At 57.3% G+C, this 11,613-nt stretch carries 9 protein-coding genes; 3 read left to right on the top strand and 6 right to left on the bottom strand.

Features of this window, described 5'->3' with window-relative positions:
• Window positions 1–13 precede the first annotated feature (13 nt).
• Both ID864_RS09670 and ID864_RS09665 read left to right on the top strand, forming a co-directional pair.
• Entirely contained in the window at window positions 14–1,486 is a 1,473-nt protein-coding gene (locus tag ID864_RS09670; RefSeq protein ID WP_191149767.1) for a pyridoxal phosphate-dependent decarboxylase family protein, read from the top strand.
• Between the two features lie 156 nt (window positions 1,487–1,642).
• Window positions 1,643–2,419, top strand: a complete 777-nt coding sequence (locus ID864_RS09665; protein ID WP_133625029.1) for a DUF3750 domain-containing protein — start codon at window positions 1,643–1,645, stop codon at window positions 2,417–2,419.
• Between the two features lie 67 nt (window positions 2,420–2,486).
• Here the strand turns inward: ID864_RS09665 and denD are convergent, their stop codons facing one another.
• The 4 genes from denD to ID864_RS23705 form a co-directional block, all read right to left on the bottom strand.
• The gene (gene denD, locus ID864_RS09660; RefSeq protein WP_191149766.1) at window positions 2,487–3,461 is read right to left on the bottom strand and encodes a D-erythronate dehydrogenase; all 975 of its coding nucleotides are present in this window, start codon (window positions 3,459–3,461) and stop codon (window positions 2,487–2,489) included.
• A 17-nt stretch (window positions 3,462–3,478) separates the two neighbouring features.
• On the bottom strand, window positions 3,479–4,798 hold the full coding sequence (locus ID864_RS09655; protein WP_099754924.1) for an MFS transporter: 1,320 nt from the start codon (window positions 4,796–4,798) through the stop codon (window positions 3,479–3,481).
• 217 nt (window positions 4,799–5,015) lie between these two features.
• Window positions 5,016–6,452 carry a magnesium transporter gene (gene mgtE / locus ID864_RS09650; protein ID WP_048915201.1) on the bottom strand — a complete coding sequence of 479 codons (1,437 nt, stop codon included), beginning with the start codon at window positions 6,450–6,452 and terminating at the stop codon, window positions 5,016–5,018.
• A 179-nt stretch (window positions 6,453–6,631) separates the two neighbouring features.
• A complete protein-coding gene (locus tag ID864_RS23705) occupies window positions 6,632–6,814 on the bottom strand; it encodes a YfgG family protein (RefSeq protein ID WP_048915202.1) in 183 nt (60 codons plus the stop codon).
• A gap of 309 nt (window positions 6,815–7,123) precedes the next feature.
• Here ID864_RS23705 and ID864_RS09645 point away from each other — a divergent pair, with 309 nt between their 5' ends.
• Window positions 7,124–9,352: an EAL domain-containing protein gene (locus ID864_RS09645; RefSeq protein ID WP_191149765.1), complete on the top strand. Its 2,229-nt coding sequence runs from the start codon at window positions 7,124–7,126 to the stop codon at window positions 9,350–9,352.
• Here ID864_RS09645 and tehB read toward each other — a convergent pair whose 3' ends face one another.
• Window positions 9,353–9,958 carry a tellurite resistance methyltransferase TehB gene (tehB, locus tag ID864_RS09640; protein WP_048915204.1) on the bottom strand — a complete coding sequence of 202 codons (606 nt, stop codon included), beginning with the start codon at window positions 9,956–9,958 and terminating at the stop codon, window positions 9,353–9,355.
• A 128-nt stretch (window positions 9,959–10,086) separates the two neighbouring features.
• Complete coding sequence (gene ppx / locus ID864_RS09635) at window positions 10,087–11,613, bottom strand: exopolyphosphatase (RefSeq protein WP_048915205.1); 1,527 nt, start codon at window positions 11,611–11,613, stop codon at window positions 10,087–10,089.

Raw genomic sequence — 11,613 nt, 5'->3', positions numbered from 1 at the left:
TTGGAGTAAGTTGATGTCCCGGTTAAATCCAATTCTGGCCGCTTCTGCGCAAAGTACCGAAGCGTACCAGCAGGTGATTGAACAGACCAGCAAGGCTGTGGTGCAGTGGCTGCAGCAGCCTGAGATGTATCAGGGGAAATCTGTTGCTGAGCTGCGCGAACGCATTCAGCTGGACTTTACTCCTCAGGGCCTGGGCAACCAGGCCGCGATTGAGCGTGCAGTTGAGTACTTCCTAAAGGACAGCCTGTCGGTGCATCACCCACAGTGCGTGGCGCACCTGCACTGCCCGAGCCTGGTGATCAGCCAGGCTGCTGAAGTGTTGATCAATGCCACTAACCAGAGCATGGACTCCTGGGATCAAAGCCCGTCAGCCACCATTATTGAGGTGAAGCTGATTGAGTGGCTACGTTCCCAGGTGGGCTATCAGCCTGGCGATGCGGGCGTGTTCACCAGCGGTGGAACCCAGAGCAATCTGATGGGCCTGATGCTGGCACGCGATGCCTTCTTTGCGCGTATCGGTCACTCGGTACAGCAGGATGGTCTGCCGGGCGATCTGAGCAAAATTAAAGTGTTCTGCTCTGAAAACGCCCACTTCTCGGTGCAGAAGAATATGGCACTGATGGGGCTGGGCTACCGCTCGGTCACGCTGGTGAAAACCGACCGCTTTGCGCGGATGGACATCGACGATTTACGCGCCAAAGTGGCGCAGGCGCAGGCTAACGGCGAGCAGATTCTGGCTATCGTGGCAACGGCGGGCACCACCGATGCGGGCGCTATCGACCCGCTGCGTGAGATTGCCGCGCTGGCGGCAGAACACCAGATCTGGGTGCATGTTGATGCGGCCTGGGGCGGTGCGCTGCTGATGTCTGAGAAGTACCGCGACTATCTGGACGGCATTGAGCTGGTGGATTCCATCACTCTCGACTTCCACAAGCAGTTCTTCCAGACCATCAGCTGCGGTGCCTTCCTGCTGAAGGACGCGCGCCACTATGAGCTGATGCGCTATCAGGCGGCTTACCTGAACTCTGAGTTTGACGAAGCGCAGGGCGTGCCTAACCTGGTGTCCAAATCACTGCAAACCACGCGTCGTTTCGATGCGCTGAAGCTGTGGATGGGCCTGGAGGCATTAGGGCAAAAGCAGTATGCCGAGATTATCGATCACGGCGTTACGCTGGCGCAGGAAGTGGCGAAGTACGTTAGCGAGCAGCCTGCGCTGGAATTGGTGATGCAGCCGCAGCTGGCCAGCGTTCTGTTCCGCTATCGTCCCGCGTCACTGGCACAAAGCAGCGATGCCGATATCGCGCTGCTGAACCAGAGAATTGGTGATGCACTGCTGGATTCCGGCCGTGCCAACGTCGGGGTGACCGAGTCGGATGGCGTGACCTGCCTGAAAATGACGTTGCTGAACCCAACCGTGACGCTGCAGGACATCAAGGTGCTGCTGGCACTGGTTGAGAAAACGGCAGAGCCGCTGCTGAGCGCATAACGCTCGACTGCAGCACGTTCGCAGATGAAAGCCGGTAACATTGCCATGTTACCGGCTTTTTTTATTACCGTTAGCGGATAAATATTTCTCCACAGCCCCGCCATATCCCGACATAATGGCAATCAAACCCGCCCGCGAAGTACAGGAACCCCCATGATGATCTCACTGAAAGCCCTGAGCCTGGTCTTTGCCTGCATTCTGCTGCTGTCGCTCGGCGTCAGCCTCGCGCAGGCTAACCGCCAGGAGAGCGCAGGCAATGAGAGCTGGGCAACGGCGCGGCGCGACTCTTCCGGCCAGGCCCCGGACCCGCTGCGTAATGCCGCCAGCGCCATTATTCAGGTTTACGTGGCCCCAACCTATGGCTGGAGAGGCGTGGTGGCGGTGCATCCGTGGATTATCTACAAGCGCGAAGGGGAAACGCATTATCAGCGCGTTGAGGTGATTGGCTGGGGGAGCGGCGACAAAGTGCGGTTTAACCGCAATATCCCCGACGGCTACTGGTTCGGCGCTCGCCCGCGCGTGCTGCTGGAGCGCCGCGGTCCGCTGGCCGCAGCGATGATCCCTAAAATCGAAGCGGCGATAGCCTCCTACCCGTGGCCGCAGACTTACCATGCCTGGCCCGGCCCAAACAGCAACACTTTCCTCGCGCACATTGGCCGCGAAGTCCCCGAGCTGAAGCTGAATATGCCCGCGAACGCCATCGGTAAAGACTACCGCTCGCTGCGCAACCCGATCGGTTTGCCGCCGTCCGGGCGCGGCGTGCAGCTCTCCCTGCTCGGCGTCGCCGGGCTTACCGTCGGCGCTGAAGAGGGCGTTGAAATCAACGTGCTCGGCCTCAACCTCGGTGTGGGCATCTCGCCGTTCCAGCTGCGCCTGCCGTTTATCGGCGGCCTCGGCGATAACAATCTGCAGAAAGAAGATCCGCAGACCTGAGGTGAAATTTGCCGGGGCTTCCGCCAACATGAAGGCGCCGCACTGACCTTTAACCTCAGTAAAGAGCTTAAGCGCCACCGCTCTCTTCCTGATACTCCCTGACCATCTCATCGAATGAGGCATTGGCCTGAAAGCCGAGGCGACGGGCATAGTCGGCATGGAAATCACCGGGCCAGGAGTTCACGATATTGATAATCGCCTGGTCTGGCTGGTAGCTGATACGCGCCAGCACCTCATCACCGCTGATACGGCGCAGCGAGCCGAGCATCTCTTCAACCGTTACCGACAGGCCGCACAGGTTAATGACCCGGCCCTGGTCGAGCTGCGCGCGCTCCAGTTCGTGCCCGAGGATCAATGCGGCGACGGCCCTTGCCGGGGACATCAGCCACAGCCGGGTATCCAGGCTGACCGGGCAGTTGGCGGCCTCGCCATTGAGCGGCTCACGAATAATCCCGCTGGCAAAGCTGGAGGCTGCCGCATTGGGTTTTCCCGGGCGCACCACAATGGTCGGCATGCGCAGGCTGCGGCCATCAAGAAATCCTTTGCGGCTATAGTCCGACAGCAGCAGGTCGTTCATCGCTTTCTGCGTGCCGTAGGAGCTTTGCGGCATCCAGACCTGGTTATCCGCCACTTTATCCGGCAGCTGGCCGCCAAATACCGCCACTGAACTGGTGGTGACCAGCCTGACGCACTGCGGCAGGGCGCGCAGGCGCTCCATGATCTGACGAGCGGCATCGACATTGATCTTCATCCCGAGGTCGAAATCCTGCTCCGCCTGGCCAGAAACCACCGCTGCCAGATGAAACACGCTGTCGGTCCGCTCATCAATCAGCGTCTTCAGCTCGGCGGCGTTACTGATATCCCCACTCAGCACTTTCAGGCGCGGATCGCCGATGCCGTTGAGCGGCACGATATCAATAGCGGTAATACGTTCTATGGCCTGCAACTTGCCCTGCGCATCACGCAGCGAGCCTTTAGCCAGCAGGGCTTCAACCAGTTTTTTTCCCAGGAATCCGGCAGCGCCGGTAATGACGATATTCATAACTCAACCTCGTTAAATTAGCGGTTAACAATGCGGCCGGGGATCAGGAAGATCGCAGCGGCACCGACAAACAGCGTGCAGGAAATAATCATCATGCCGGTCAGCGTGGAGTGCGTCAGGTCGGTCAGGATGCCCATCATATAAGGCGCGACAAAACCGGCCAGGTTGCCAAACGAGTTGATCAGCGCGATTCCGACGGCGGCCATGGTGCCCCCGAGAAACGCGGTTGGCAGGCTCCAGAACAGCGGCAGCGTGCTGAGGCCGCCAGCGGCACCGAGCGTCAGGCCAAACATCGCCACCCACAGGTTGTCGCTGTAGAGCGCGGAGATCACCATGCCCACGCCGCTCATCACCGCTATCAGCGCCAGATGCCAGCGGCGCTCGCGGTGCTTATCCGCGCTGCGCGAGGCGACAATCATCGTGACAATTGCCGCTGCGTAAGGGATAGCGGTTAACAGACCCACGGTAAACACATCCTCAACGCCGGCATTGCGCACCAGCGTCGGCAGCCAGAAGCTGACGGTATAAAACCCGGCAATCAGGCAGAAGTAGATAAAGGTCAGTAGCCACAGCTTGCCGTTACGCAGCACGGCTCCGAGGCTGGCCTGCGCCCCGGCAGGCTCCTGTACCGCATCCTCACGCAGACGTTCAGCGATGAGCGCTTTCTCCTCGCTATTGAGCCAGTGGGCAGTGTCGATGCGGTCCGGCAGCAGCCAGAACACCAGCAGGCCAATCAGCAGGGAAGGGGTTCCCTGAATAATGAACAGCCATTTCCAGCCGGCGATGCCCTGCACATTATGGAAATACTCCATGATCCAGCCCGAAATCGGTCCGCCAAGCAGTCCCGATAGCGGCACGGCGGCGGCAAACAGCGCAAACATCTTGCCGCGGCGGTAGGAGGGGAACCACAGCGAAAGGTAAAGGATAACGCCGGGATAAAAGCCCGATTCGGTCAGCCCCAGCAGGAAGCGCACGGCGTAAAACTGGAACGGTGTCGCCACCAGCGCGGTCAGCGGGGCGATCACCGCCCATGAGATCAGCAGCGCGGCCAGCAGGCGGCGCGCGCCGAAGCGATGCAGCGCCATATTGCTGGGGATCTGAAAAAAGAAGAAACCGATAAAGAAGATCCCGGCGCCCAGGCCATAGACCGTTTCAGAAAATGCCAGATCGCTGGACATCTGAAGTTTGGCAATGCCCACATTGATGCGGTCGAGATAGGCAAAAATGTAGCTGACGGTGAGGATAGGCAGAATGCGCCAGACGGCGCGGCGCCAGATAGTTTCTTCCCTGTCGTCTGCGGCCGTTATCTGCGGTTGAACCGTGGCTGATGAGTTCATAGAGCATCCTTTAGCTGGGGTAGGGTGATGTCCTTTTTCAGGCAATAGCAAACCGCCTTCCGAACGCTGAGGGGATCCTCAACCTTCGGAAGTTAATTAACGTGCAGGTTTGTTATTTTTTGTTAGGTTAGGCGCTGCGGGGAATTTGTTCTGCGCGATAAGTCACAGATTAAACCATTAATTATCATTTTATAACAAAGTGCGTCACATCCTGCGATCAGGGCAGCAGGAAGATCGTGGCCAGCCCGAGGAAGATAAAGAAGCCACCGGTGTCGGTTAGCGCGGTAATCAGCACGCTGGAACCCACCGCCGGGTCGCGCTTGAATTTGGTCATCAGCAGGGGGATCAGCACCCCCATCAAGGCCGCCAGCAGCAGATTCAGCACCATTGCCAGCATCATCACGCCGCCCAGCGCCGGGTTGCCGTACATTGCCCAGGTAATGCCCCCCATGATGCCGCCCCAGAACAGGCCATTAATCAGCGCCACGCCAAGCTCGCGCCCTATCAGGAACGAGAAGTTTCCGGGTTCCACCTGATGCAGGGCGAGGGCGCGCACAATCATGGTGATAGTCTGGTTGCCGGTGTTGCCGCCAATCCCGGCGACGATAGGCATTAATGCGGCCAGCGCCACCAGTTGGGAAATCGTCGCCTCGAACAGGCCAATTACGCGTGAGGCAACAAACGCAGTGCAGAGGTTGACCGCCAGCCAGGCCCAGCGGGTACGCACGGCTTTTCGCACCGGGGCAAACACATCCTCTTCAGGATTAACCCCACCCATTTTACGCATGCTGCTGTCGTTGGTTTCGTTGACCAGGTCGACGACATCTTCGATAGTGACGCGCCCCATCAGCTTGCCCTTGGCATCGATAACGGCGGCGGAGATCAGGTTATAACGTTCGAAGGCACCGGCCGCGTCTTCCGCTTTATCGTCAATCAGAAAGGTGGTGGGTTTGGCGTTCATCACCTCCGACACCCGCTTTTCCGGAGTATTCAGCAGGATTTCCGTCAGCGGCAGTTCGCCCAGCAGCTTGTTATTTTTTCCGGTGACAAACAGCTTGTCCGTGCCGTCGGGGATGGTTTTCTTACTGCGCAGAAAACGCTGAACGGTCGCCAGCGTCACGTCGGCGCGCACCGTGACCAGCTTGAAATCCATGATGCGGCCAACGCGGTCGCGGTCGAAATCCACCACGTCGAGCACGCGCGAACGCAGTTCCGGATCCAGCGAGGTCAGCAGGCGCCCGGTCAGGTCGCGCGACAGATACTTAGCCAGATAAACCTGCTCGTCGATATCCAGCGGTTTGATGGCGCGCAGCAGATCGCGGTCGCTCATCTCCTCAATCAGGCTTTCCCAGACGTTTTCTGAGGCTTCAACCAGCACCCGGCCGCGGCGATCGTTGCCAATCAGCCGCCATAGCGCCAGGCGTTCATCCTCGGGCAGGGCCTCCAGCAGGTCAGCAATATCGGCCGCGTGCAGTACCGGAAGCGTGGCTTTAATCTCTTCAACCTGCTCGCGATGCGCCTCAGCTTCAGCCTCGGACTCGCGCAGCGGGCGTTCCAGCAGGGTATCGACGAGGTCTTTATCATTCAGCAGCAGGTTCAGAATACGGCTGCGAACTTCAGCTAACTGCTGAACATGAGAAGGCGCTACGGACATACAACATCCTTTTGTCAGACTGAACTTTAACCACTCCAGACGGCAGAAGCGTGAGCTGCAGCCTGAGGGTTTTCAGGTATAAAGAGGGAAGCGGAGCGCATATAGCTTAGCTGATTTTGGGCATCAGCGGGTCAGCAAAAGCTCCGAAAAGCGTTTGCTGCATGGCCACCCGGCAGTGGCTATTTGTCGTTAACGACGCTGACTGGGTTCGCAGGTAGCAGTTTTTTCTGCTGATGATGCTCGATAGCACCGGGTACTACGAAGATCAGGCGTCCTAACAAGATGATAAAACTCACCAGCAAGATAACTCGCGTCATGCTTCCGGTTTTCTGACGTTTTTTAAATGACATAGCGCTATTCACGCAATTTTTCCTGTAATGTGCCCGTGCGGGCGATGAACAATTTACGCACAGCATCGCGTGCAGGTCAACGATCCTGCGCCACGATCAACAACTGGCCCGCTGAAGAATAACATCTGTTGTGGCCGATGGTGGTTTGATCAAATGGTGGGAATAGCATTTATTATAAAATAAACTGATTTAGATCAAATTAGAGTGAGATTTTAGCTCTACTATACTCAGGATTTAATAATACTTTTCACCAATTCTCAACATGATTGTTGGTTAGAATAAATAAAACCTGCTAATAATACTAAATTCTACGATACCCTCATGACTAAATTGGTAATGCTGCAAACACTCTCTCGCCGCTGGTGGGGGCTACCGCTCCTGTTCGCCCTACTGCTGATGCCTGTGGCCTCCTCAATGTCGGTCCGGTTATGGTTCCCTGAAGGTTACGTCTATCTCATCTATTTGCCGCTGGCGTTGATGATCGCCTTGCTGATGGTTTTTGACTGGGGAGCACTACCGGGTATCGTCCTCGCGCTATGCTGGCACTATTTTCATCGTTACACCGGCACTCAGGCGACGGTGATTGTTTTATTAATTATGACTACGCTGGTGCTGGGCTGGAGTGGCTATCGCGCACAGACCAAAAAGCGCTGGGGGATTAGCTTCGGTGAGGTGAGCCAGGTCTCTGCACGCCTGTTCTGGCTGGCCTTTGCCATGCCGACGATGTTTATTGCAATGATGCAGCTGGCGATGCCGATAGGCATATTACCCGTGACGAATTCAGTATTCGCTCATGATTTCTACTCTCTGCATACGCTGCTGAACTATCAATCGGTGCTGCTGGCCTCCCTGGCTACCGTGCAGCTGTTCTACTTTATGCTGCGCATTTTTCGCAACCCCTATTATCTACGTATTCTGAGCGGCCGCTGCCAGCAGCAATTTGCTGCCGGGGTTACGCTGCGCGAGTGGTTTAGCTGGCTGGCGCTGATGCTCGCTGCGCTGATTATGCTGACGCAGTTTCGCACTACGACCAATAATCTGCTGACGACCGAGTATGGCATCCCCCTGCTTTTACCGCTGATGCTGTGGGCAGCGCTGCGCTTTGGCTATCTGTTCACCTCTTTGTGCTGGGGGACGTTGCTGGTGGTGCTCTATCAGCTGCGTGACCGCTTTATGGACCCGTTGGTTGAACCCTACAACCTCGCCGTGATCTCAGCCAATTTGCTGGTGTTTACGCTGACGATCTTATTGATGTCGGCCCTCAGCACCCGCCAGCGTCGTTTACTGGCAAAAGCTCGCGAAATGGCGCTTACCGATCCGGTCATTGGCATGCCGAATCTGCGCGCCTTAAATCAGGACCTGGCAAAAAATGCCGGTTCGGCACTCTGCTTTTTACGTATTCCCGATCTTGACCGCCTGAGCCGAACCTATGGCCTGAAGCTGCGGATTCAGTATAAACGCAGTCTGGCCAGTCATCTGCAACCCTTCCTCCTTAAAGGTGAAGGGATCTATCAGCTGCCGGGGTTTGACCTGGTGGTGCGCCTGGGGAGTATCGGCTACCAGGCTCGCATTGAAGGGTTAGAAGCGCGCTTAAAAGATTATCGTCTGAGCTGGGATGGCCTGCCGATCCATCCGCAGGTCGGCATCAGCCACTGCAGCGTTTATCCGCCCGTATCACATCTGTATGAACTGCTGGGGGAAATGAGCGCGATGGCGGAGATCTCCTTGCGCAGCGGCCATGCGGAAAATCTGCAACAGACGGAGAAGGTCCCGGTCCAGCGTCACGTCAGTGAAAAGTTGGAAATGCTGCGCGATGTTCAACTGGCGCTGCAGAGCGACGGTTTTTGCCTGGTGGCGCAGAAAATCCACGGTGTGCGCGGCGATGACTTTTATGAAATTCTGCTGCGCATGGTGAATGCGCAGGGCGAGTACATCAAGCCAGCGAGTTTTATGCCCGTCGTGCAGGAATTTGGCCTGACATGGGAAGTGGATCGCATGGTGCTGGACCAGGCGTTAACCTTTATTGACCGTCACCGCGCTGTGCTGCCGGGGATCCGTCTGGCCGTTAACCTGTTTGCCGCCACGCTTTGTCGCCCTCAGCTGGCCACCGAACTGGCTGCCCGGCTGAAAGCCAGCGATATTGAACCGTGGCAGCTGATCATTGAAGTCGCCGAATCGCCGATGCTCAGCGATCATAGCTGGGTTAATCGAACCATTGCCCAACTGCGCCAGTTAGGCTGCCGCGTGGCGATTGATGATTTCGGTACTGGCTATGCCAGCTATGCCAGCCTGAAAGTGGTGCAGGTGGACATGCTGAAGATCGACGGCAGTTTTATCCGCAACATGCTGAATAACAGCCTTGATTACCAGATTATCGAGTCAATCTGCATGGTGGCCCGCCTCAAGCGCATGCAGATCGTTGCCGAATCGGTGGAAAACGAGGAGACCGCAAGCGCGCTGCGCAAGCTGGGCGTGGATTATCTGCAGGGCGTCGCCATCGGTGAAGCGCTGCCGTTGCAGGATCTGGCGACGTCCGCCCTGAGCAAGTAATTACGCTTTCACGCTGGCCTTCTGCGCCAGCAGGGTGGCAAAGCGCAGGGAGATGCGCTGACCATTCTCATCCTTGCGGTGCAGCTGCCCGACATGCTCGTTGTATTTCACGATGTGCCACTTGCGGTAATAGTGGCTCAGTTCACCGGACTTAAAGGCAAAGGGGAAACCCTGATCGCATGGGTAGTCCTGGGTATCCATCGCGGCGACGATCAGGTTGTAACCGTCGCGCACCGTGCTGGCCTGCATGTCGGCAATCAGCTGTGGGATCGTTTCCGGCTGTAGAAACATCATCACCACCGTCGACAGCACCAGATTATAGGCGCCGTTAAAACGATGCTGGTTGAGATCCTGAATAGAGGGATGGATACCGCTAAGGTTTTCCGCGCTGATAATCTGCTCCAGCCGCGCCAGCGAAGCCGGGTTAATGTCCCAGGCCGTGACGTCAAAGCCGCGATTGTTGAGATAAAGCGTGTTGCGACCGCTGCCGCAGCCGACGTCCAGGGCTTTGCCGCCATCCAGATACGGCATGGCTGCGACGACTTCGGAATGCGGCGCGGTGAGCGAGTATTTTTCGCTAAAGTAGCTGTCTGTACGTAAGGTCATAGGATCAATTTTGCGTGGTCATTTAAGCCTGAGCGAAAAAAAGTTTACATGTAGGGGCCGATCCTCTGTTCCGATCGGCCCTGGTTCTGTCGGGGCCGATCTTCTGTTCCGATCGGCCCCGTCAACGGTTACGCTTCTTCCTGAATGGTCAGCTGCCAGCCGGTGATGTCATTCCAGTAAGTCTGTTCGCGCTCAAGGTCGAGCTGAACCAGGTTGTTCTGGCTGAAGTAGTCACGCGGGAACGTCAGGGTCCAGTGACCCTCATCGGTTTCCAGCTTCAGATCCTCAGGTTTCGAGGTCGCCTGGCGCTGGTTATTCAGCAGCGTACCCAGGCGCAACAGGAACACCAGCGGCAGAAACTGTTTACGTTTAAACAGCGTCAGGCGCGGCATCTCATCCACTTTCACCGCCTTACGGTGATAGCGTACCAGCGTGGCCAGCAGCGTCTGCTGATCCTGATTAAACCCCGGCATATTGGTGTTTTGCAGGATATAGGCGGAGTGGCGCTGCATGCCGCTGTGGTTAATCGTCAGACCCACTTCGTGTAGCATCGCCGCCCACTTCAGCAGCGCATCCAGCTGCGGATTGGCCTGCTTGCTGTTCTGGTCGCGCCACTGGTTGTAGAGCAGTTCAGTGGTTTCCAGCACGCGGCGCGCCTGATCGCTGTCGATGGCGTAGTGGTTTGCCAGGCTCTGTGCGGTACGGCTGCGGATATCCTGATGGCGGAAGCGGCCTTCCATTTCATACAGCACGCCTTCGCGCAGCGCACCGTCGGACAGGCGCAGTTCGCGGATCGCCAGCGCATCGAATACGCCACAAAGAATGGCGAGACCCGGCACAAACACCCCTTTACGCTCTTCCGACAGGCCCGGCAGGCTAAGGGCATCAAACGATTTGTGCTTGATCACCTCGTCATACAGCTTTTCCAGCCGCTCCGGCGTAATCAGCTTGTCTTTCTCGCCCATTGCCTGCAGCACTTCACAGGTGGCCTTAATGGTGCCGGAGGCACCGAGCGCATACTGCCAGCCCATCAGACGGTACTGCCATGCCAGCGTTTCCAGTTTCTGCACCGCAGCCAGGCGCGCCCGGCGGAAGTTCTCTTTGCTGATGGCGCCGCCCGGGAAGTAGAGATTGGCAAAGCTGACGCAGCCCATGCGGCGGCTTTCGACCAGTTTTGGCTCGAAGTCTTCACCAATCACCAGCTCGGTTGAGCCGCCGCCGATATCGATCACCAGCTTGCGGCCTTTTTCCGGCTGGGTATGTTCCACACCCATAAAGATCAGGCGCGCTTCTTCGTGGCCGGAGATCACCTCAATCGGGTAGGGGATAACGTCGGCGGCACGCTGCAGGAAATCTTCGGCGTTAACCGCCTGGCGCAGGGTATGGGTGCCGACGATGGTGACATTGGCCGGGCTGAAGCCCTGCAAACGTTCGGCAAACAGCGCCAGGCAGGTCAGTCCGCGCTCGATGGCTTCTTCGCTCAGCACGTTGTTACTGTCCAGCCCGTCAGCCAGGTGCACGCGCTGCTTCAGACGGCCAAGCACCTGCATCGCCCCGTCCACTACGCGGGCAATCACCATGTGAAAACTGTTCGAACCCAGGTCGATGGCAGCAAATTCCTGCGGTTTCGGCGTACTTTTATGGGAAATTGGCAT

This window comes from Erwinia aphidicola (assembly GCF_014773485.1).
Taxonomy (GTDB): domain Bacteria; phylum Pseudomonadota; class Gammaproteobacteria; order Enterobacterales; family Enterobacteriaceae; genus Erwinia; species Erwinia aphidicola.
Note: the sequence above shows the minus strand (reverse complement) of the source record. Positions and strands in the feature narration are given on the sequence as shown.

What these genes read in the sequence shown, in the direction of transcription:
- ID864_RS09670 (WP_191149767.1), top strand. Translation starts at nt 14, where the DNA reads ATGTCCCGGTTAAATCCAATTCTGGCCGCTTCTGCGCAAAGTACCGAA.
- ID864_RS09665 (WP_133625029.1), top strand. Translation starts at nt 1,643, where the DNA reads ATGATCTCACTGAAAGCCCTGAGCCTGGTCTTTGCCTGCATTCTGCTG.
- denD (WP_191149766.1), bottom strand. Translation starts at nt 3,461, where the DNA reads ATGAATATCGTCATTACCGGCGCTGCCGGATTCCTGGGAAAAAAACTG.
- ID864_RS09655 (WP_099754924.1), bottom strand. Translation starts at nt 4,798, where the DNA reads ATGAACTCATCAGCCACGGTTCAACCGCAGATAACGGCCGCAGACGAC.
- mgtE (WP_048915201.1), bottom strand. Translation starts at nt 6,452, where the DNA reads ATGTCCGTAGCGCCTTCTCATGTTCAGCAGTTAGCTGAAGTTCGCAGC.
- ID864_RS09645 (WP_191149765.1), top strand. Translation starts at nt 7,124, where the DNA reads ATGACTAAATTGGTAATGCTGCAAACACTCTCTCGCCGCTGGTGGGGG.
- tehB (WP_048915204.1), bottom strand. Translation starts at nt 9,958, where the DNA reads ATGACCTTACGTACAGACAGCTACTTTAGCGAAAAATACTCGCTCACC.
- ppx (WP_048915205.1), bottom strand. Translation starts at nt 11,613, where the DNA reads ATGCCAATTTCCCATAAAAGTACGCCGAAACCGCAGGAATTTGCTGCC.